This is a genomic window from Candidatus Blochmannia vicinus, assembly GCF_023586525.1.
GTDB lineage: Bacteria > Pseudomonadota > Gammaproteobacteria > Enterobacterales > Enterobacteriaceae > Blochmanniella > Blochmanniella vicinus.
On the sequence record NZ_CP097763.1, the window covers coordinates 661209 to 685565 of the forward strand.

Sequence of the window (24357 nt, forward strand, 5' to 3'; positions counted from 1 at the left end):
CACATATAGTAATATTATTCTTAATATTATTTATTAAAAACTCCCAAATAATAAATCACAAAATAATCATTAAATTTTAACATTATCATCATATTAAAGCTTCTAGTATTTAGTATTAACAATTCTTGTATACAAGAATAATGTTATTTCCTCATATTCGAAAAGACTGATTCAACCAACTTTTTAAAATTACTCCAGCTGCTATTGCATTTATTTTAATATCCTGTTGCGAGCGCAAATAATTGTGATGATTTTCAAAATAATTTAAGCGCGCTTCACTCGTACTAAACCGTTCATCATGCATCTCAACTACAACAGGAAACTGTTTCTTTAATTGTTTAGCAAACCTTCTTGCTAAAACAGTAATAGGCTGCTCATCTCCATTTATCTTCAAAGGTAATCCTACTATCATTACCACTGGTTTCCATATATTATAAATATCTTTAATTTTTTCCCAATTAGGTATCCCAGATTGCGATTGTAATACAGTAAGAGGCCTAACTGTACAAGTCAATTTTTGACCAATTGCCACTCCTATATTTTTAGTACCAAAATCAAAACCCATTATTATATTAACAATTAACATCAAGCATGACCTGTTTGATCAGTAATACTACGAATATCAATTCCTAATATTTTTGCAGCTTCACTCCAACGAGCAATAATAGGAGTATGAAATAAAATTGTTTCATTAGCAGGAACAGTAAGCCAAGCGTTTTCCATTAATTCATGTTCTAATTGACCTTTAGACCAACCAGAATAGCCAAGTGCGACTAATACATCTTTTGGTTGATTAGGAGTACCTAAAGTTTCTAAAATATCTCTAGATGTAGTGATCATAGCTTTTGAAGAAATATTAACACTAGATCCAAAACCTTTTTTAGGAGTATGTAAAATAAAACCCCGATCATCTAACAACGGACCTCCAGAAAATACTGGATTATCTAATCGAATAGACGGATCTCGTACAGGAGACACAACCTTCAAGTTATGTAATATAGTTTCTACTGTACATCTTTCAACTAGTTTATTGATGACAATACCCATAGCTCCCGTATCATTATGCTCACAAATATATACTACTGACTGTTTAAATAATGGATCTTGCAGAGTAGGCATAGCTATTAGAAAATAATTTTGTAAATTTGTGATCTCATGCATTAACATAAATTATTTTATAAATCTCTTTTATTAAAGATGAAAAATTTTAGACTTATTAATTAATTAATTAGCTTTTGTAAAAATGTTATAATTAATTTAAACTGTTGTATACAAAAAAATTTTAATCATTAGTAACAACTAACTATATAGATATAACCATCTCATCAATTTCTAATATAAATTTTTTTAAACAAACCACCTATCGATAATAAAACTATACATAGTTATTTCGCTAATAATAGTTTTATTTTTATTCTATAAATTCTTTATAAAAATACACTCTATAAAATTCATTCCCCTTAATCACAAAGATATATTATTACTATTTTATAGTATATAAAATATATTTATTTAACATACACATTAAAATAAACCTTTTAAACTCCACTGTATTTAAGAGAACAATTATTCAAAAACACAATAATAATTTGTTTATATTAATTTTTAATAAATATAAAAATTTATTTATATAAAATCCATTATCAACTTGTCATTGACATTGTCACAATCCCAATATTACTAATACCATTATATATTAATCAAACAATAAATATGTAAAATATTACGGAGATGTAAATTTTAACCCAGCCGCCTCACGAAGTAATTCTACTTTATCAATTTTCTCCCAAGGAAAATGCTCACGACCAAAATGCCCATATACAGCTGTATCTTTATAAATTGGTTTTAACAAATCTAACATAGTAATTAAACCATAAGGACGAAAATCAAAAAAATTATTTATTAACTTTATCAAAATATCATGTGAGGTCTTCTCTGTACCAAAAGTTTCAATACTAATAGATATTGGATTTGGTATTCCAATTGCATAGGAAACTTGAAGCTCACAACGATCTGCTAATCCAGCTGCTACAATATTTTTAGCAACATATCTTGCCCCATAAGCGGCTGAGCGATCTACTTTTGATGGATCTTTTCCAGAAAAAGATCCTCCACCATGCCGAGCCATTCCTCCATAAGTGTCCACAATAATTTTTCTTCCAGTTAAACCGCAATCACTAATAGGCCCGCCAACAACAAAACAACCGCCAGGATTAATAAAAAATTTAGTATTATCAGACAACCATTTTTTAGGTAATACTGGTTTAATAATTTCTTCCATCACAGCTTCTTGTAGATCTATTAACTTTATATCACGAGTATGTTGAATGGATAACACAACTGCTGCTATTCCAATTATCTTTCCATCTTCATAAGCAACTGTTACCTGACTCTTAGCGTCTAATCCTAACCAAGGTAACACCCCATTTTTTCTCATTTGAGATTTTCTTTTAATTAAAAGATTCGCATATGTTATCGGAGCAGGCATTAAAACATTAGTTTCATTAGTAGCATATCCAAACATTAATCCCTGATCGCCCGCCCCCTGTTTTAAAACATTACTATGATCTATGCTATGTTTAATCTCTGAAGATTGTTTATTAATCACACTTAATATCATGCAAGAATTTGCATCGAATCCCATATCTGAACGAACATAACCAATATCACGAATAGTATTTCTAGCAATTTCTTCCATATTTACCCAAGCAGTAGTGGTAATTTCCCCCCCCATTACTACTACACCTGTTTTAATAAATGTTTCACATGCAACACGCCCTCTCGGATCTTGTGCTAAGATAGAATCCAATACAGCATCAGAAATTTGATCTGCAATTTTATCCGGATGTCCTTCCGATACAGATTCAGATGTAAATAAATATTGAGCCATTCATTCTATCCTTTTAAATATAGAATATAAAAACTTATTATTAAAAAGATCTGTTATGCATATAAAAATATGTATGAAGCAAACTATACGTATAAATCCATCTATATATGAATACCGAGATAGTATAATGCATCTTATTTATTTGAAAATAATTTCAACGTTATTAAGTAATAAATTACAATCAAATATTTTCATGAAAACCCCTACCATAGATACTTTCATCTATTGTTTATATCAAAATCAAACTAATTTTTTAAAATTTACACTTATTCACTTCCATCATCAAATATGTATTTAAATTGATTTATTAAAAATGATAAATATTATCCCAACATAGCTTGTTTCATCCTGTAAATAAATCACCAAATTTTAATGAATACCCACTAACTGCTCAAATAAAAACTTATTGTATTTATCATTTTTCAAAAATATCTTTATTTTTTCTGTTTATAAAATAATTAAAATTAATAATAAAGTCGCAATGCACTTTATTTACAAATTTGATCGCCTATAAATCAATTTTTGAGTTATAGGCGATCAATATATCATATTATATAAATATAACTGCATATTTTAGTATAAATTAATTTGAATACGCCCCTAAAAATTTATAGGATATGAAACCAATATACATTACATTTATCGACAAGTTATAGAAGTTATTAAAATATTATCAATTTGTATTGATACTCTATTTAATTTTACTCAAAACTATATTTAGTATATAATAAGTTATTTATGCATTAATTAAGCAAAGGAAATAGATGCATACTTTAAATTATAAATATGATAACTCTTTGTTTTCAAATGCTTTTGGGTTTTTAAGATTTCCATTAGAATTTGATCCTTATAATAACAATAGTGATTGGGTAATTACTGGGGTCCCTTTTGATATGGCTACTTCTGGGCGATCAGGAAGTAGGTTTGGGCCAACCGCTATTCGACAAGCATCCATAAATTTAGCCTGGGAACATTGTCGTTGGCCTTGGAACTTTAATATACGAAAAAATTTACATGTAGTTGATTGTGGGGATTTAATATATAAATCTGGAAACATACAAGATTTCGTAAACTCTCTACAAAATCATGCTGAACATTTACTAATTTCTGGAAAAAAAATGCTATCACTTGGAGGTGATCATTACATCACATTACCTATATTACGTGCATATTCAAAAATTTTTGGAAAAATCGCAATCATACACTTTGATGCGCATGCAGATTACTATGACAATGATAATAAATATGACCACGGTGTTATTATATTACATGCACTAAATGAAGAATTAATTGACCCTACACATTCAATACAAATTGGTATTCGTACTGAATACAAAAATCATTTTGGATTTACAGTATTAGACGCAGAATATGTTAACGACATACATATAGATATTATTATAAATAAAATAAAATCAGTTGTTAAATCTTTCCCAATATATTTAACATTCGATATTGATTGCTTAGATCCAGCCATAGCGCCTGGCACTGGGACTCCAGTAATTGGCGGACTAACAAGTTATCGTGCTCTAAAGTTAATACGAAGTTTTACAAATTTAAACATTGTAGGCATTGATTTAGTAGAAGTAGCCCCAGCTTATGATTGCGCGCAAATCACCGCCTTAACAGCAGCTACATTGGGATTAGAAATGCTATATACTCAAGTGAAACTAAAAACTAAAAATTAATTTCATATATTATTAGTTATTTAACAGTTTTAATTGATAACCATACAAAAACAACAATATTAACTTATAAGGTTATATTACATTCTAAATTCTTAATACTGATATAACATCAATTACAGAATATTAGCTAACTACTATACTTAATCACTATATTATTAGAATACAAAATCCATAAATAATTTAAAAATTAAATTATTATTAAATAAGTCAAATATAACTATATTCCACAAAATATTTCATATTTCTGTATAAATACCAATACCATCAGTATATCATGTACTGCTTATAACACATTGATTTTTTAAGAGCTTTCATGTTATTAATTGATTAATTAATTACAATCTAAATTTATTCCAAATCATATACTATTATTAAAAATTAATTGTTAAAGAACAAACTTAATTGTTAAGTCCAATATATAGTAAAGGAAAAATATTTTTACTATTAATATATGATTCTTTTATTAATACGTTTCTTTATACATATAAAAGGTTTCCCGTCATGAATATCATAAAAATAAGTGATTTAGACCTAACAGATAAACGTGTTTTAATTCGTTCTGATTTAAACGTACCTATTAAAAATGGAGTTATTACTTCTAATAGAAAAATTAACGCATCATTACCTACTATTGAATTGGCTTTAAATAAAAGTAAATATGTTATGGTAGCGTCTCACCTGGGTCGGCCAATAGAAGGAAATTACGACGCACAACTTTCTTTACAGCCTGTAGTTGAATATTTAAAAAAACAATTAATTAGTCAAAACATAAAAAAAATCCGATTAGTTACAGATTATTTGGAAGGTACAACAAACTTTACGGAGAAAGAACTGTTAATTTTAGAAAATGTACGATTTAATAAAGGAGAAAAAAATGATGACGAGATATTATCAAAAAAATATGCTATGTTATGTGATATATTTGTCATGGATGCATTTGGAAGCGCTCATCGCACACAAGCTTCTACACACGGTATAAGCAAATTTGTTTCTTTAGCTTGTTCTGGGCTCTTACTACAAAAAGAATTAGAAGCTTTAAGTAAAGCATTATATAATCCTATGAGACCAATGGTTGCAATAGTTGGAGGATCTAAAGTATCCACTAAATTAACAGTTTTGGACTCCTTATCAAAGATTTCAGATTATCTCATAGTAGGAGGAGGTATTGCAAATACCTTTTTAGCGGCTCAAGGGAAAAAAGTAGGTAAATCTTTATATGAAGAAGAACTAATCCTTACAGCAAAACGACTTTTAGAAAATTGTGATATACCTACTCTTACTGACGTAAGAGTGAGCACAGAATTTTCAGAAACTGCTCAAGCAACTATGAAAGCCGTAATTGATATTAAAGATGATGAGCAAATTCTTGATTTAGGTGATGAGTCTATTGCTAGAATATTAGATATCTTAAAATGTGCTAAAACTATTCTTTGGAACGGTCCTATTGGAGTATTTGAATTTCCAAACTTTAGAACAGGTACAGAAATGATATCTCATGCTATTGCTAAAAGTAATGCTTTTTCTATTGTTGGAGGAGGCGATACTTTAATGGCTATTGATTTTTTTGGCGTTTCCGATCAGATTTCTTATATTTCTACCGGAGGTGGTGCTTTCTTAGAATTCATTGAAGGAAAAACATTTCCATCGGTAAAAATGCTTGAAAAACATGCTATTAAATAATTAAAGTATACATATTATGAATTAACTAGTATTATGTATGAAGATACATATAGAATGTATATAAATAATATTACATAAATATATATTTATCAAAAAAGAAGAAAATAAATGATTAAGATTATTGATTCTATAAAACCAGGGGTAGTCACTGGAAATGATGTACAGAAGATATTTGATCTTGCAAAGAAAAATAATTTTGCTTTGCCAGCAGTAAACTGTATAGGCATGGATTCAATTAATGCTGCATTAGAAGCTGCAGCTAGTGTACGGTCTCCGATTATTTTACAGTTTTCTAAAAAAGGATCTTCTTTTATGGCAGGATATGGTTTAAATAATCATAAAGACGATAATTCTACAGCAGTATTAGGAGCTATTTCTGGAAGTTTACACGTACATCATATTGCTAAACACTATGGTATCCCTGTTATTTTGCACACTGATCATTGCACTAAAAAGAATTTATCTTGGATCGATGCTCTGCTAGATTTAGGATCAAAACATTTTTATAAAACCGGTAACCCATTATTTTCATCTCATATGATAGACCTATCCGAAGAATCTTTAAAAGAAAATATAGAAATCAGTTCAAAATATTTAAGCCGTATGGACAAATTAAATATGACTTTAGAGATAGAGTTAGGCTGTACTGGAGGGGAAGAAGATGGTACTAATCATCATCATTTAAATCATGAACTATTATACACAAATCCAGAAGATATAGCTTATGCTTATGAAAAATTACATATTATCAGCCCACGATTCATTATAGCTGCATCATTTGGAAATGTACATGGTGTATACAAGCCTGGAAATGTGCGATTAGATCCAAAAATACTTCAGAAATCACAAAAATATGTTTCTAAAAAATTTGGATTGCCTAATAATTTTTTAAATTTAGTATTTCATGGAGGGTCTGGATCTACAGAAGAAGAAATTAAAGAAGCCATCAGTTATGGTATTGTAAAAATGAATATTGATACCGATATACAATGGGCTACTTGGGAAGGAATTTTAAAATACTACCAATACAACAAATATTTTCTACAAACTCAATTAGGTAACCCACATGGATACGAGCAACCAAATAAAAAATTTTATGACCCGCGGGCTTGGATTCGTACAGGGCAAAAATCAATGATTAGATACTTAGAAAAAATATTTTCTACTTTAAACGCTATTAATATTTTATAAGAATCACTTTTATTCATAAAATTTTAAATATATTAATACAGATTATACGTCGACAAAATAAAAATTGTTTCAAATTAAATTCGATAAATACTGCTAATTATACCTATAAATGGTATTTAATTTAAATGTCAGTATAAATTATAAAATCTGTTGTTCAAATCAGAAAATCACATTAAATATCATTTTTGATCTATAGTAAATAAAAGTCCTTATCAGAAATTAAGCAATAATAGATTAAAAGTAATACGCACTAAATATATAATATACGTCACGTATAGGTGCAATATGACAAAAGAAAAATTAAAAAAATCAGTAGGTTGGGCAGCTTTAAAATACATTCAGTCTAGCAAAATTATAGGGATAGGAACAGGTTCTACTATTACGTATTTTATTGAAGCATTAAATAGTATAAAAGAAAAAATAGAAGGTGTAATTTCTAGTTCAAACTATTCATCCAATCAATTAAAAAAGTTAGGTATTCCTATATACAATCTTAATAATTTAAATGGACTAGATGTATATGTTGATAGTGCAGATGAAATTGATGCTCATATGCAAATGATTAAAGGTGGAGGCGGGGCCTTAACTAAAGAAAAAATTATTGCTGCTGCAGCTAAAAAATTTATTTGTATTGTTGATAGTAGTAAACAAGTAAATATATTAGGACGTGGACCACTACCAATAGAAGTTATTCCTATGGCTCGTTCATTAGTAGCAAGAGAACTAGTACGTTTAGGTGGTTTACCAGAGTATCGACATAACGTAATTACTGAAAATGGTAATAATATTTTAGATGTATATAATATGAAAATTTCTAATGCATCATTACTAGAAACAAAAATTAACAATATCCCAGGAGTTGTAAGTGTTGGTATATTCGCGCAAAGACGAGCAGATATCGTATTAATTGGAACAAAAGAAGGTATAAAAACAATTGTCTAATTCATTTATACACTTAAAGTTTAATTTTAAATAATATATACACCATAAATAATTCTGATTTTTAGTCATGCATAACAAGTATGCATGCTCGTTAGTATGGCTAAAAATCAGAATTATTTAGAAATACACTGAATTAATTAACATTCATTATGAAAATTATAAAAATTAACTATTTATATTTAAGAAATATAACCTATTTATAGCAGTAAAATATTATAAATAATAATATACGCTGCGCAGAACAACAATATATTTAATAAACATCTGAAATTAAATGATAAGATGGGGTGACAATTTCTGGTAACGTAAGATCCCATTCATCCACAGGAAGTAATTGAGTAGGTATTCTTTGAAAGTCATATGCTAATCCTATAGGTATATAATTACTTTGATTTTTCCAATTTTGCAAGGTTCTATCATAAAAACCACCACCCATGCCTAATCGATTTCCGTAATTATCAAACGCAACTAACGGAACGAATATAATGTTTAGTTTCTCTACAGGTACAATAGAATTAACATTCCATTCAGGTTCATATATATTTAAACGATTATATATAAGAGGCGTTGAAAACGTATATCGTAAAAAAAATAAACATTGATTTTCTGAATAAGGTAAAACTGGTAAATATACCTGTTTATGCATATATAACAAATTTCGAATAAGTAAAGAGGTTCTTATTTCTCCATCAAAAGCAATAAACACTGCTATACGTTCTGATTTATGTACATAATCCATAGTCATAATCTTATTAGTAATTAGTTGAGCTGCTGTATATTGCTCTCGAAATGTCAAAGAACGTCGTACAATACGCATATACTCACGAATAGATCTTTTATATAATTTCTTATTATGACAGATGTACATATTGTCTATTGTCGTGAAATATAATAAACTTATATACTGTTTATTCTAAAACAAAATTAAATTAAAATATAACCCATGCAGCATATTTATTATTTTATTATTTAATACAACAAATATAATCTATATATGTTTAGAACATTCTAATGTTCCATCAGCTCGATCGGTAATATGAGCGTGCGTAATTAAAGCTTTTTCGATTGTTTTTTGCAATAACAAAATATGTTGCTCAATATTAGCTGCATATTCACGTGTTTTCAATTTTTCTTGAGCTAACTCATAACATATATTTAAAGCAGCTATAAATACTAATTGTTCAGCATTAGTCACTCTTGTCTTAATTTTTAAATCCTGTAAACGTTTAGTTAAATCTTCTACTGCCTTATTTAAAGCATCTTTTTTCTTAGACGGACAATTAATCCGTAATGTTCGGCCAAAAATTTGAATATCTATTGGTTTTTCAGGCATATTTCTTTCCTGGCATTATATCTTATATTTTCAATGATCGTATAATATACTAATATGTATCATATAGTTTATATACATGCAAAACTTATGTTTCATAAATCTTAAATAAAAAATAAAACCGCTTTCATTTTATCAAAAATTTTTTGAAAAAATTAACATAATTAATATTTATTTAAATATGATCTAAAAATCAAGTATTTGAAAATCTTACAAAACGTCTTATACAGACTATGCACAAATATGCAAATCACCTAATATAATCAAATTATCTTAACAGATGAATCAAGATAAATATATTAATATGTAAATTCTACAATATACTAAACAGTACCAAATAATTCGGTTATTACAAATGATCACTAATTTAACTTAAAACACAAGATCATTTTATATAAAAGATAATAACTCACAATTATATCCTGGCAATATATTATATTTTCATATATCATGTCATAATGGAGTGAATAGATTTTATCTTCTATTATAAATTGAAAATTCTGCCGAATTAAATTTAATTGATATATATTTTAAATTAAATAATTAATTTTTATCAAAATATTTTATATATATACGTTAAAATTTAAATATCATACTTAAATGAATATACTATACTATAACAAATATACTAAATATTAACAGATAAAATCTAATCATATTAATTTATATATTGTAGTGTTCAACATTAAATTTTTTTATATTTATGCGTTAAATAAATATTTTATGTCTATTATTATACATGGCGGAGGAATGACAGGCGCGATACTAGCGTTAATGTTATTTAAATTAACTAAAGGAGATTTAGAAATATCTTTAATAGAACAACATTCTCCTTACTGTTATGATACACAATTATCTTTAAATATATATCCTCCTCATGTAATAGCGTTATCACGAGGAGCTTATTATGAATTGATACGAATTAATAATATAGCTTCAATTTTGTCTTCTTGCGCTACTGTTATAAAACAAGTAGAAATTAGTGAATACCATAGACTTCATGAAGTATTCATTAATGCTCAAGATCATCAATTATCAGAATTAGGTTATGTTATTGAGTTAAATATTTTCAGAAAAAAATTATTTAACTTTTTAAAAAACAAATCAAACGTAACTATATATTGTCCCGCTACTCTAAGAAAAATTAAACGCGAAAAAAAAAAGTTATAGTTACTTTAGATAATGGTCATCAAATAGTTTCAAAATTAATAGTAGCAGCAGATGGTGCCTATTCAGCACTAGCCACTAACTGCGGTATGAAATGGTTTAGGTATAACTATCAACAAATTGCTGTAGTTTCTAAAATTACCACTGAAATACCTCATTTTGGCAGAGCTTTTGAAAAATTTACAGAACATGGGCCATTAGCTGTGTTGCCTATGTCTAATAATTTTAGTTTTTTAATTTGGTGCATATCTAACAAACAACATAAAGAAGTATCTATATGGAACAAAAAAAAATTTTCTCAAGAACTGCAAAATACATTTGGGTGGAAATTAGGAAAAATTTTAAATATAGAAACGCGATACTTTTATGATCTCTGGCTAACACGTGCGCAGAGCCACATTAGTCACAGACTGGCATTAGTTGGAAATGCTGCCCAAAATTTACATCCTATAGCTGGACAAGGATTTAATCTTGGATTACGTGATATTGTAGTTTTATCAAAAATAATTACGCAAGCATTATATCGAAATATAGATATTGGAGATTATTCCGTGTTAAATACGTATCAGAAACACAGATATTTAGATCAATATAAAACTATTAAAATCACCGATGGATTAGTACGTTTGTTCAGTAATCATTATCTACCATTAATCATTGCTCGAAACGTAGGTTTATTTTTTATTAAATATAGTACTTTTCTACAACATCTTTTAGTCACCACGATATTAAATTGGAAAACTGATTAATTTTTTATTAAGATAAACAATAATGTGGAAAATTTTGACATACTTATTATAAATCAAGGAATTTCTGGGCTAGCATTAGCGTGTGGACTAAATGATTGTTTTCGTATTGCAATCATAGAACACAGAAATCATTTGAATATTTCTGAAACAGATCAACAAAATATCAAAACTTCTTTAGTTAATATCACTAGTTTAAAAATACTTCAGTATTTAAAAATATGGAACCAAGACATAGCGAGTTTTTCTAGTTTATTATATAAATTAGAAATCCTTAAAAAAAATAATATAAAAAAAACTGTCTTTAATTCCGGTTATTTAGGCTATCCTGAACTAGGATACATTATCGATGACTGCTTAATATATCAGGCTCTAATCAATCGCGCACGACAATTAAGAAATATTATATTTATAGATTCAAGCTCACTTAATACAATAAGTTATCACGAAGATTTCGCGCTTATTACAGTAAATAATAACTATATATTCAAAGCTAAATTGGTAATAGGTGCAGATGGCATCAACTCTTTAATAAGAAAAAATACAAGTATTTCTTTGCTATTTAAAGACACAAAATATTATGGATTAACAACTATTATTTACACTGAAAAAAGTCATAAAAACACTCTTCGTTTTATTATTCATAATGATGGTTTGTTAATATTATTACCATTAAAAAACACACATCTTTCCGTTGTTTTGTGGCTATTACCACCACATACAGCCAAAAAGTATCTATACGTATCCAACCCTGATCAATATGTTAATTATGATTTAATTACAATCTGTAATATATTAGGTCACTGTATTATATATAATAATACAAAACATAAAATTTTTATACCGAGAATGCAATATGCTCATAACTTTATAAAACATCGTTTAATACTGCTAGGAAAATCTGCATATCTTGCATGTCCTTTATTTTTTCAAAATATTAATTTAGAACTTATGGATACAGCAGTTCTATTAAATTATCTAAAGACGCTAAGAAAAAATAATAAAGATATTGGGCATTATAATTATTTAAAATATTATGAACGTAGTATAAAATACAGGATAACTAAAAATCTTATAAACATTCCCTATCTTCACATGTTACTCCATGATAAAAATCATTTCTTAGAATACGCACAGTATTTTATTTTTTATCTCATCAACACCGTACCCAATTTTAAAATACGCATATTACATCATATTATGGGTTTAAATAATCTACCAAAATGGTTGCTACAGGATCATTATGATTTTTAAAAGATTTATATAAAATTTTAAAATTATTTAAATTTATTATAATCAATAATAGAAAAAATAAAACTATCATGAGTTTTCATATTTGTAATTCTTAACTCTGAAGAATTCAAAACTGACCTATTTAATACTGCTTGCAACCATACATTATTTTCTTTAATGCGACAAGATTGCAAAATAATACCAATATTTTTCCAATGTTGATTATTTAACTTTAATTCTATCCGATCACCAGCTGTAGGAAATGTTTGTTTATTCTTATAATAATCAATGACACCAATTAACCGATATAACTCTTTCTTATTGCTCCCACGATACTGAATACGTGCAATAGATTCTTGTCCAAGATAACAACCTTTGTTAAAACTAACGCCCTGTAACATATCCATGTTAACCGATTGAGGCATAAACAACTCACTAGTTGCTAATTCAATAATCGGATAACCTGCTTCTATATCTAATAATGCCCATTGACGACTATCATTAAATTGTATACAATAAAGTTTTTGTTTGCTCAGAAGATAATCTAATGTTGATTTATTATTAATAATCAATAAAAAACGTTCTGTTGGAGCATCAAAATATAGTAAAGTAACATCTTTATTATGTACTACTGTATAGTTTTTGGTTGGAATAACCGAAAAAAACATACTTAAGTACTGTCTCGCATTAATTCCAGCGATTCCAATAAGTATTACGTTATAATCAGGAGTAATAGAAACATTAGAAGATACTATATATTTTTTCATTTCTGTAATCTGTTTCTCGCATATGTTTAAACGTTCTATAAACGCCATTTCTTGATTTTTAACGTGAAAAACGTACATATTGCTGAGCATTTTCCCTTTTTGATTGCAATACGCTGAAAACTTATATTTATCTTTATCTAAATTTTTAATATCGCAAGTAAATTGGTTATGTAAATATTGTATAACATCTCGTCCGTATAATTTTACTAAGATCCATTCTTCTAAAGATATAAATGTCAGTGGTAAATCTTCTGAGGATACAGGATACTGCCTTGAAAAAAATATATTAGACAACATAATATGTCTCTTTATAAATAAAAATATCGATAAATATTATATACTATAAACTATGTTATCTTATTACATCAAATATTTACATACTTCAAAATAACAAGATTACATTTATCCCAAATATTGATTATTATGATTTTATAATTTAATTTTTATAATTAAATAAATTTATCAGTTTTCCACTTCATATAACGATTTTAAACAATAAATTATATACAAATATAATGATTAATATATATGATAATAATTGAAATAATATTTTATTGGTTATATATATAATTATTAGAAAATATTTTCTAATATAAAACAAACAAAAAATATAGACATAGCCTATGTATATTAAGACTGTAAAATAAATTTAAATAAACTATAATTAAAGATTAAACTAATCTTATATAATAAGATATCATAATATGAATACATCTATATACGTATATAAAAATTTTTATTTAACCATGTTGTATCATTCTACATATACATATGTAGAATGATACAACATGGAACCCATATCCTTTAAGGAACAAAATTTTTATGATAGATATAAAACTTATTAAACAAAATATTCAACTTATGTTAAATAGAATATTTAAGTTTAAGGATGATTTTTGACTATAATTTCAAAAAAAACCGTTTAAAAATAATTAACGCTAAATTAAAATCACATGATGTTTGGAAAAACCCTAAAAAAGCAAAAATTCTCAGTCAACAATCTTCCTCTTTAAAAATTTTTATTAACATTATTGATCAGCTTTATAAAAACTTAATGGATTTAAATGATTTACTAAAATTAACAGAAGAATGCGATGCCAACTTAATTTCTGAAATTCACAATCAATTAATTGCTTCAGAACGTACATTATCTCAATTGGAGATTAATCGTATGTTTATAGGAAAATATGATCATGCTAATTGCTATGTCGATATTCAATCAGGATCTGGAGGTATAGAGGCACAAGATTGGGCAGGTATGTTATTGCGTATGTACTTACGGTGGATGGATCACAAAGGTTTTATAACTGATATCACTGAAGAATCAACAGGAGAGATAACCGGAATAAAATCTGCTACTATTCAAGTTATTGGACCATATGCATATGGCTGGTTGCATACTGAATCTGGCGTACACAGATTAGTACGCAAAAGTCCTTTTGATTCTGCTAAAAAACGCCATACTTCATTTGCTTCAGTATTTGTATACCCAGAATTAGATGACAGTATCAATATTCACATTCGTCCAGAAGATCTGCGTTATGATGTCTACCGAGCATCTGGAGCAGGAGGTCAACATGTTAATCGCACAGAATCTGCAGTGCGCATCACACATATACCGACAAATACCGTTACTCAATGCCAAAGTGATCGTTCACAACATAAAAATAAAAATCAAGCAATGAAACAACTAAAAGCTAAATTATATGAACTTGAATTACAAAAGAAAAATTATGAAAAAAAAATGAGAGAAAATAATAAAGCAAATATTACTTGGGGCAATCAAATACGATCTTATATTTTAGACAATTCTAGAGTTAAAGATTTACGTACTGGTTTTGAAAAACGTAATATCAAAGCTGTTTTAGATGGAGAATTAGATGATTTTATACAAATTAGTATTAAAAAATATTCTAAGCGAGATGTATAATGTCTAAATACGTGCACTCAAAACATCAACTATATCAAAAGCTTAATATCGATTATGAATTAAGTATTCGTCAAAAAAAACTATCACAAATTAGAGAAAAAGGTATAGCGTTTCCAAATGATTTTCGTCGTGATTCCACTTCTAATCAATTACACAAAAAATACGAGCATACATCTAACTCAGAATTAGTACGATTAAACATTGAAGTAAATATAGCAGGTCGCATAATAAGTCAACGCATTATGGGGAAAGCATCTTTTATAACTTTACGAGACGTTGATGGTTGCATGCAGTTGTATATTACTGCTAATTCGTTAGCAACGAATGTATTGTATGAAGAGAATATAAAACAATGGGATCTAGGGGATATATTAGGAGTACGCGGTACATTATTTAGAACACGTACTGGAGAACTATCGATACATTGTAAAGAAATTAGATTATTAACTAAATCATTACGTCCATTGCCAGATAAATTTCATGGTTTGAATAATCAAGAAACAAAATATCGCCAAAGATATTTAGATTTAATTATTAATGAAGACACAAGAGAAATATTTAAAATACGTTCTCTAATTATTTACGAAATACGTCAATTTATGAAAAAAAATAATTTTATGGAAGTAGAAACACCAATGATGCACACAATTGCGGGAGGAGCCATAGCAAACCCTTTTATTACACATCATAATAAATTAGGAATAGATATATATCTACGTATTGCTCCAGAATTATATTTAAAAAAACTAGTGATAGGCGGGTTTGAGCGCATATTTGAAATCAATCGTAACTTTCGTAACGAAGGAATATCCTCATATCATAACCCTGAATTCACAATGATGGAAATATATATGGCGTATGCCGATTACCATGATATGATCGTTTTAACACAAAATTTACTACGTTCAGTAACACAGCGAGTACTAGGTAGAAATATAGTTCATTATAGAAATTATGAATTGAATTTCAATAATCCTTTTGCTCAAATGAGCATAAAAGAAGCAATTTATTATTATCTACCAGAAATTAAATCCCAAAATATAGACGATATACATACCGCTATTTCTATTGCAAAATCATTTGGAATTAAAATTAATAATTGCTGGACATTAAGTAAAATACACATGGTTATTTTTGAAGAAGTAGTAGAAAAAAAAATAATTCAACCAACCTGTGTTACTTCTTATCCAATAGAGATATCCCCATTAGCACGTCGCAACGATAATGACCCAACACTTGCTGATCGTTTTGAGCTCTTCATTGCTGGAAAAGAAATAGGAAATGGTTTTTCAGAATTAAATGATCCAGAAGATCAAAAAGAACGTTTTTTGAAACAAGCAAAAGAAAAAAAAGATAACAAAAATAATAACATTCACACAAATTATGATGAAGATTATTTAATTGCGTTAGAACACGGATTACCCCCTACAGCAGGGATTGGAATAGGAATCGACCGTTTGATAATGCTATTAACCGATAAACATACTATTCGTGATGTAATTTTGTTTCCTACACTTCGTCCAAAATAAAATCTATATGCTTTCTAGCATTAGTAAATGACAAAAAATTACTATGACACTAATCAATAAATTTGAGGTTTAGTGTGTATTAAAAACCAAACAATATTAATTAATTAATTAACATTTTAATAATACAGATCTATTATGTTCTGATTACGTTTAACTATATTCAGTGATAAAATTTTTTTTAAAATATTTCAATACTAAATCATATCTTAATAAAATAATAAATATAACATGATACATAATATCTTTACTCAAATGAATATCCTTAACTATAAAAACTTAATAAAATTGCATCAAAAATATAAAGGCCCAGTATGGGTATATGATGCATCAGTTATAATCAATCGTATTACGCAATTAAAACAATTCGACATTATACGATTTGCTCAAAAATCTTGTTCTAATATTCATATTCTACGATTAATGCATAATCATGGGGTTAAGGTAGATGCTGTTTCCTTAGGAGAAATTGAGCGAGCATTATTAGCTGGTTTTAATACTGGAAAAGAAAGTGACGAAATAATTTTTACTGCTGATATTTTAGAAGAAGAAACATTATTTAGAGTGTCAGAATTAAATATTACTGTTAATGCAGGATCAATAGATATGTTAGCGCAGTTAGGGGCTTGTTCCCCTGGACATAAAATATGGTTACGTATTAATCCTGGATTTGGACATGGACATAATCAAAAAACTAATACTGGAGGAGAAAATAGCAAACATGGTATTTGGCATGAAGATATACTAACTGCCCTTTCTTATATCTATCATTATAATCTACAACTAATTGGGCTCCACATGCACATTGGCTCTGGAGTACACTATAGTCACTTATCTAAAGTATGTAATGCTATGACCCAACAAATCCTAAAATATAAAATAAATATACAACTTATTTCTGCTGGCGGAGGGTTAACAATACCGTACCAAGATAATGATACGGTATTAAATGTAAATCATTATTTTCATTTATGGGATAACACAAGAAAACGCATTAGCCAATATTTAGGTCATACAGTAAAATTAGAAATAGAACCTGGTCGCTTTCTTGTTGCTGAATCAGGAATATTAATTACACAAATTAGAGCAGTAAAAGAAATGGGTCGTCGTCATTTCATATTAATAGATGCAGGATATAATGATCTAATGCGTCCAGTAATGTACGGTAGTTATCATCGTATCTCATTAATACCTGGAGATCATCGAAATATTACCTTAGAAGAATTACGCGATACTGTTGTTGGAGGTCCATTATGTGAATCTGGAGATGTTTTTACACAAAATATGAACGGAACAATATTAACACGTAAGCTACCTTATTCAGCAAAAGTAGGAGATTATTTAATATTTCACGATACTGGTGCATACGGTGCTTCAATGTCTTCTAACTATAATACCCGCCCATTATTACCAGAAGTTCTGCTTGAAAACGGACAAATACGGCAAATTCGCCGAAAACAAAAGTTAGAAGATTTATTAATGTTAGAAATAACAGAATAATTTTTACATAAAAAGTATTTTAATTATTAGATAATAATATTATACATTAACAAATTCAATGTCATGTAAATTTCTAATACACTAATTTAATTACTTAATCCCTTAAAACTTCAATTTAATAAATCAATATTTCACTGAACTTATTTTAAATTATATTTGAAAACAATTCTTTACTACATATTCTTTTAAATAAAAAATAATAAACTATAAAATAAAGTGTATGTATTCCATGTGTTTTGTGCTTTCTTATTTAGAAAACCATGAATCATTGCTATTAATAATTTTTTTACAAATGTATCATCCATAGATTTTATTAAATTTTTAATAACATTCATTATTTAAATAACAAATCTAAAATTGAATAATAATCAAATTTTAATTAAATATTTTTATAAAAATCATTAATTAATTAAGGCACATAAAGTTATATTCAAAATTCTTGAATTAAACGTGATTACAGGATAGCATACAATGTATGCATTTGATTATATGATGATAGTACTAGTAGATAAACAATAAATGACATACATGATTATTATATACTTTAATAATAATTTATGATATCTATTTTATTTTATATGATATAATCACACATTTTTCACAATATTTACTAAAATTAATACAATATTTCAATAAAACTGAGGAAACCTGGTGATTGACAGTGATGGTTATCGATTAAATGTCGGCATTGTACTATGTAATACTCATGAACAAGTATTATGGGCTCGAAGATATAAACAACATTATTGCTGGCAATTTCCTCAAGGCGGAATTAACGTCGGAGAAACCCCAGAGCAAGCAATGTATAGGGAACTATTTGAAGAAATAGGATTAAATTACCAAGATGTACGTATCCTATCTTCTACACAATGCTGGATACGTTATAAATTACCTAAACAATTAATCCGCTGGAAAATTAAACCAATTTGTTTTGGACAAAAACAAAAATGGTTTTTATTAAAACTTTTATCTCAGGATGCAAGAATCAACATAAAAAATAATAAAGATGATACATTTGATAGTTGGAAATGGGTTAGTTTATGGTATCCTATACGTCGCGTTGTATTTTTTAAAAGAAATGTATACAGAAAAGTCATGCAAGAATTTGTTAATAGAATAATATCCTAAAAATTAAATCAAAACATATTCTAAAAATAAGATATCATCAAGTATATTTAATAAAAAAATTAAACGATCTTTTCATTAAAAACACGTGAATATAAATTATAAATTAAATTTTTATTAATTTTAGACAATCTCAATATTACGATTGAGCGCCGACTCCAATAACAAATATGTTTCAGAACATTACACATCATCAAATATGCAGTACTTTTATTATCACTCGTGTAATCCAATAATTTTTACAATCGGGCCTGTTTCGTTACATTGGTACGGAATGATGTATGGATTAGGTTTTATTTATGCTATGTGGTCATTATTATATCGTGCGCATCATGCCAATGAAATTTCATGGACTAATAAAGATATAGAATATTTATTATGTTTATGTTTTTTTGGTGTTGTATTAGGCGGACGTATTGGATATATATTATTTTATCAGTGGTCTTTTTTCACTCAAAATTTACTGTGGATTTTTAATATATGGGAAGGAGGTATGTCTTTTCATGGCGGTCTAATGGGAGTGATTGTAGCAATAATGTGGTTTTCTTATAGAAAACATCTAACTTTTTTTCAAGTATCAGACTTTTTAATTCCAGCTGTACCGTTCGGACTAGGCCTAGGCAGATTAGGAAATTTTATTAATGGAGAATTATGGGGCCGAATAGCCACTGATATTCCTTGGGCTATGTTGTTTCCTAATGCTATATACCAAGATTTGCTAATATTACCAGATCACCCTAAATGGCAAGTACTATTTGATAGTTATGGCGCGCTACCTCGCCATCCATCTCAATTATATGAAATGTTTTTAGAGGGAATAATCTTGTTTATTATCATAAATAAATTTATTTGTAAACCACGTCCTATAGGTAGCGTATCTGGGTTATTTCTTATTTTTTATGGTTTGTTTCGTGTTATAGCAGAATTTTTTCGTCAACCTGACAGTCATTTAGGATTAATTTACAACATAGCTACTATGGGCCAAATTTTATCGTGTCCTATGATCATATCCGGAGTAATTATAATCTACCTTTCTTATAAAGGTTATCGAATATGATTAAAATTACAATAAATAAAACTAAAAATAATATGTTAGAAACATATATATAGAATATATCTTCTTTACTTTAATAATTTATAAAATAATGTTTACTATTTGTCATTCTAACCAAGCTAATTTATTCAAAAAACTATTAATCAACATCATGTCGAACAAACTATTATCTAATCCAATGCAATCTGAAATAATATTGACAGAACATAGTGTTATAGATCAATGGATACAAATTGAACTAGCTAACCACTTTGGTGTTGCATGCAATATCACATTTATGACTTTAACATCTTTTATACAGAAGAACATTGTTCATAACATAACATCTGATGATTCCATAATGAATAATTTTTCTCGTTCTATTATGTATTGGAAATTTATGAAAATATTATCTCAAACGCAAATTAAAAAAGATTGTCCGATTGTAGACAAATATCTAAATCATGATGTAAATCAGCAAAAAATCAGTCAATTTTCTGAGCAACTTGTTAACTTATTTACCCAATATTTAATATATCGTCCAGATTGGTTAAATAATTGGCAATCTCATAAAATAATAGATGATTTAGATAATACACATCAAATTTGGCAATCAAAAATATGGCGTTGTTTCTTAGAAAATACACAATATAATCAGCGAGCACCAAAGAGTAATATAAATCCTTTACAGCACTGCATCTATTTTCTTAAAAATGTAAAAAAAATAAATTGGAATCTGCCAAGTAGAATATTTATCTTTGGAATAACATCCATCCCTCCCATATATTGGAAAATTTTGAAATTTTTAAGTTATCACATCGATATTTATTTATGGTTTATAAATCCTTGTTGTCATAATCCTAATGATATATCCGACCAAAATTCATATGTTGCAAAACAACAAAAAAACCAATTATATAGCAATAATTCATTACATTCATCTTTATCTCTTCCTACGCATGTTTATAGCCACAATAATTATACTAACGTAAATCATCCTTTATTAAATTCATGGAGCAATACTGCTCGTAATACCTTGCTTCTATTTACTCAATTAAAAAACAAAATCGAACTAAAATCATTTACCATTCCTAAAAAAGATTCTGTACTTCACATTGTACAAAAAGATATTTTAGAATTTCATAATTGTAAAACAAATACACAAACTCATAATAATATTCCAACATTAAAATCTCGTCAACGATACATCTTAGCGCCGACAGATCAATCAATTACTTGTCATGTTTGTCATAGCATTCAACGAGAAATAGAAGTCTTACATAACAATTTATTGTTAATGATTACAAATGATCCATTATTGACTCCAGGAGATATCATAGTAATGGCTGCTGATATACATCGATATGCCCCAGCGATTCAAACTATATTCAATAACACACAAGGTCGGCACTTACCATTTAATATTGCAAATAACCATAAAAAAATTACACATCCGATTATATCAACTTTTCTTAATATACTTAACATACCATCTAGCAGGTTTACTTCTGAAGAAATGCTATCATTTTTAACAGTACCATCTGTCGCTGCTCGGTTTAACATAAATAAAGAAGAAATTGAATTATTAAGCCAATGGATAGTTAAATCTGGTATTAGGTGGGGTCTTGATAATTTCACCATGCACAACTTCAATTGTCCTATTACTAATCAAAATACTTGGAGTTTTGGATTAACTCGAATGCTATTAGGTTATGCTATAAAAACCCAAAATAAAACATGGGAAACAATTTCCCCATATGATGATACAACAATCAGAGAACATACTAATATTATTAGTCAATTAGGGGAGTTTTTAACAACATTAAAAAAATGGAGAGATCGATTAAATCACTCTTACACACTAAAAAAATGGAAATTTTATTTAAAAGAGATAATTGACGATTTTTTTTATTATGATCATCTAAATGCATCAAAAGATAACAAAATTTTACTTTTATTAAAAGATTGTTGTAGAAATATATTAGAATCAGGTATACAAGCAAAATATACTCAAGCTGTTAGTATAACAGCTTTACGAGAAAAATTATGTTATAAATTACATCAAAATAAAATAATACATCGATTTATTCCAAATGTGATTAATTTTTGTGATATTACTCCAGCTTTCTGTATTTCTTGTAAAGTAGTGTGTTTTTTAGGTATGAACGATAATTTATTTCCTCGCAATACAATACTTCCAGACTTTAACTTAATACCTAAAAATCCACGTAAAAATGATAATAACATGTACGAAACAGATTGTTATTCATTTTTATTAGCACTTTTAATAGCTCAAGAACGAATATATATTAGCTTCATTGAACACTCAATTTATGAGAATACCACAAATTATCCTTCTTCATTAATTAATGAACTTTTTGAATATATTGCTTTAAATTTTTGTTTAGAAGAATCTAAGAATATAGAAATAGATATTAATATAAAATACATACGTCAACGCTTATGTCAATGGCACAATCCATTTCCTTTTTCTCCCGAAAATTTCAATCCTAACAGTGACAAACAGAGTTTTGCCAAAGAATGGCTGCCCACTCTAAATACTAATACATCTAACTCTCCAGCGCTTTACCCAAATTTTAATACCTCACTTCCTCATTGCGCCATTAAAAAAATAATATTTCAAGACTTGTATAATTTCTATCGCCATCCAGTAAGGATGTGGTTTCAGAAACGTTTAAATGTGTTTTTTGATCAAAATACATTAAAATTATTAAATGATGAACCTTTTTCTGTAGATGGATTAGATCGCTACAAACTAAATACAAGATTAATTAATTACTTAATTCATGACAAAAATATTAATGAATTATATTATAGTATATGTGCTTCTGGTATTTTACCTTATGGTGCATTTGGAGAATTATTTTGGGAGAAACAACACTCAAAAATGGCAATGTTAGCAAATCAAATAAAAGAGCACCATCGTATCGAAAAACATAATTTAGATATTTATTTGGTATTTGATACGATTGAACTAGTTGGACAATTAACTACAGTTCAAAAAAATGGATTAATACGTTGGAAAACTCAATATTTATCCATGACAGACATATTATTATTATGGTTAGAGCATATAACATATTGCGCCATCGGTGGAAAAGGAGATAGTAGGTTATTTGGTATTGATGATGTGTGGCATTTTCCTAATTTCTCAGAACCGCATGCAAAAAAATTGCTACTAATTTTAATACTAGGTTACTGTACTGGGATAAACACACCAATACTATTATTATATCAGTCTGGAGGAGCTTGGATGAATCATGTATTTAACTGGGATACTAGAACGATATCTTCAAACCCTTCTCGTCAAAAAAAAGCATGTCAAAAACTAATACAAATCTGGAAGGGTACCAAATATTCTCTGTTTAGAGAGAGTCACGATCCTTATTTACGTAAAATTATCCCATTTGATTTAAATGCAGAATATATTGAAAAAATTACTAAAACTGCAGAACATTACTTTTTAAATTTTATGAAATATAGAAAATAATGTAATAACTCAGAACATTTGATGTGCCAATTAAAAATATTAAATTGCTATACATTAAATGACATTTAATACCACATAATAAACTCTATCAACAAAAC

Annotated in this window: 19 protein-coding genes; 13 read left to right on the forward strand and 6 right to left on the reverse strand. The window is 27.7% G+C overall.

What is annotated here, in order from left to right; genetic code table 11:
- Positions 1-151: 151 nt before the first annotated feature.
- The 3 genes from ruvX to metK form a co-directional block, all read right to left on the reverse strand.
- A complete protein-coding gene (gene ruvX / locus M9408_RS02850; RefSeq protein WP_250257122.1) occupies positions 152-586 on the reverse strand; it encodes a Holliday junction resolvase RuvX in 435 nt (144 codons plus the stop codon).
- On the reverse strand, positions 586-1161 hold the full coding sequence (locus M9408_RS02855; protein ID WP_250236710.1) for a YqgE/AlgH family protein: 576 nt from the start codon (positions 1159-1161) through the stop codon (positions 586-588). Before M9408_RS02855 ends, ruvX begins: the two co-directional genes overlap by 1 nt.
- A 562-nt stretch (positions 1162-1723) precedes the next feature.
- Complete coding sequence (gene metK, locus M9408_RS02860; RefSeq protein ID WP_250236629.1) at positions 1724-2890, reverse strand: methionine adenosyltransferase; 1167 nt, start codon at positions 2888-2890, stop codon at positions 1724-1726.
- 764 nt (positions 2891-3654) lie between these two features.
- Here metK and speB point away from each other — a divergent pair.
- From speB to rpiA, 4 genes are all read left to right on the forward strand, one after another.
- A complete protein-coding gene (gene speB, locus M9408_RS02865; RefSeq protein ID WP_250257123.1) occupies positions 3655-4578 on the forward strand; it encodes an agmatinase in 924 nt (307 codons plus the stop codon).
- 501 nt (positions 4579-5079) lie between these two features.
- Entirely contained in the window at positions 5080-6258 is a 1179-nt protein-coding gene (locus tag M9408_RS02870) for a phosphoglycerate kinase (RefSeq protein ID WP_250257124.1), read from the forward strand.
- A gap of 108 nt (positions 6259-6366) precedes the next feature.
- Positions 6367-7449, forward strand: coding sequence for a class II fructose-bisphosphate aldolase (gene fbaA / locus M9408_RS02875; protein ID WP_250257125.1), 1083 nt, complete (start codon positions 6367-6369; stop codon positions 7447-7449).
- Between the two features lie 285 nt (positions 7450-7734).
- Positions 7735-8391 (forward strand): ribose-5-phosphate isomerase RpiA, encoded by a 657-nt coding sequence (rpiA, locus tag M9408_RS02880; RefSeq protein ID WP_250236633.1) that lies wholly within the window; start codon positions 7735-7737, stop codon positions 8389-8391.
- Positions 8392-8644: 253 nt separating this feature from the next.
- Here the strand turns inward: rpiA and M9408_RS02885 are convergent, their stop codons facing one another.
- Together M9408_RS02885 and zapA are read right to left on the reverse strand one after the other, a co-directional pair.
- Entirely contained in the window at positions 8645-9259 is a 615-nt protein-coding gene (locus M9408_RS02885; RefSeq protein WP_250257126.1) for a 5-formyltetrahydrofolate cyclo-ligase, read from the reverse strand.
- Positions 9260-9379: 120 nt separating this feature from the next.
- A complete protein-coding gene (gene zapA / locus M9408_RS02890) occupies positions 9380-9724 on the reverse strand; it encodes a cell division protein ZapA (protein ID WP_250236635.1) in 345 nt (114 codons plus the stop codon).
- Positions 9725-10444: 720 nt separating this feature from the next.
- Between zapA and M9408_RS02895 the strand changes: the two genes are divergently transcribed.
- Genes M9408_RS02895 through M9408_RS02905 form a run of 3 tightly spaced genes read left to right on the forward strand, consistent with a single transcriptional unit; the run spans position 10445 to position 12888 of the window.
- Entirely contained in the window at positions 10445-10891 is a 447-nt protein-coding gene (locus tag M9408_RS02895; protein ID WP_250257127.1) for a hypothetical protein, read from the forward strand.
- A gap of 38 nt (positions 10892-10929) precedes the next feature.
- Positions 10930-11637, forward strand: coding sequence for an FAD-dependent monooxygenase (locus M9408_RS02900; RefSeq protein WP_250257487.1), 708 nt, complete (start codon positions 10930-10932; stop codon positions 11635-11637).
- A 24-nt stretch (positions 11638-11661) separates the two neighbouring features.
- Complete coding sequence (locus M9408_RS02905; RefSeq protein ID WP_250257128.1) at positions 11662-12888, forward strand: FAD-dependent monooxygenase; 1227 nt, start codon at positions 11662-11664, stop codon at positions 12886-12888.
- 23 nt (positions 12889-12911) lie between these two features.
- Here the strand turns inward: M9408_RS02905 and ygfZ are convergent, their stop codons facing one another.
- Positions 12912-13931, reverse strand: a complete 1020-nt coding sequence (gene ygfZ, locus M9408_RS02910; RefSeq protein ID WP_250257129.1) for a tRNA-modifying protein YgfZ — start codon at positions 13929-13931, stop codon at positions 12912-12914.
- Positions 13932-14456: 525 nt separating this feature from the next.
- Here ygfZ and prfB point away from each other — a divergent pair.
- The 6 genes from prfB to recC all read left to right on the forward strand — a co-directional run bounded on the left by prfB (position 14457) and on the right by recC (position 24259).
- Positions 14457-15564 (forward strand): peptide chain release factor 2 gene (prfB, locus tag M9408_RS02915; RefSeq protein WP_250257130.1). Its coding sequence is split into 2 segments (ribosomal slippage): positions 14457-14510 and positions 14512-15564, totalling 1107 coding nucleotides; the frame shifts between segments, so codons are not numbered across the junction.
- Complete coding sequence (gene lysS / locus M9408_RS02920) at positions 15564-17093, forward strand: lysine--tRNA ligase (protein ID WP_250257131.1); 1530 nt, start codon at positions 15564-15566, stop codon at positions 17091-17093. Before prfB ends, lysS begins: the two co-directional genes overlap by 1 nt.
- A gap of 228 nt (positions 17094-17321) precedes the next feature.
- Complete coding sequence (lysA, locus tag M9408_RS02925; protein WP_250257132.1) at positions 17322-18590, forward strand: diaminopimelate decarboxylase; 1269 nt, start codon at positions 17322-17324, stop codon at positions 18588-18590.
- Between the two features lie 651 nt (positions 18591-19241).
- A complete protein-coding gene (rppH, locus tag M9408_RS02930) occupies positions 19242-19718 on the forward strand; it encodes an RNA pyrophosphohydrolase (RefSeq protein ID WP_250257133.1) in 477 nt (158 codons plus the stop codon).
- 196 nt (positions 19719-19914) lie between these two features.
- Positions 19915-20772 (forward strand): prolipoprotein diacylglyceryl transferase, encoded by an 858-nt coding sequence (gene lgt / locus M9408_RS02935; protein ID WP_250257134.1) that lies wholly within the window; start codon positions 19915-19917, stop codon positions 20770-20772.
- A 148-nt stretch (positions 20773-20920) separates the two neighbouring features.
- On the forward strand, positions 20921-24259 hold the full coding sequence (gene recC, locus M9408_RS02940; protein ID WP_250257135.1) for an exodeoxyribonuclease V subunit gamma: 3339 nt from the start codon (positions 20921-20923) through the stop codon (positions 24257-24259).
- Positions 24260-24357 lie beyond the last annotated feature (98 nt).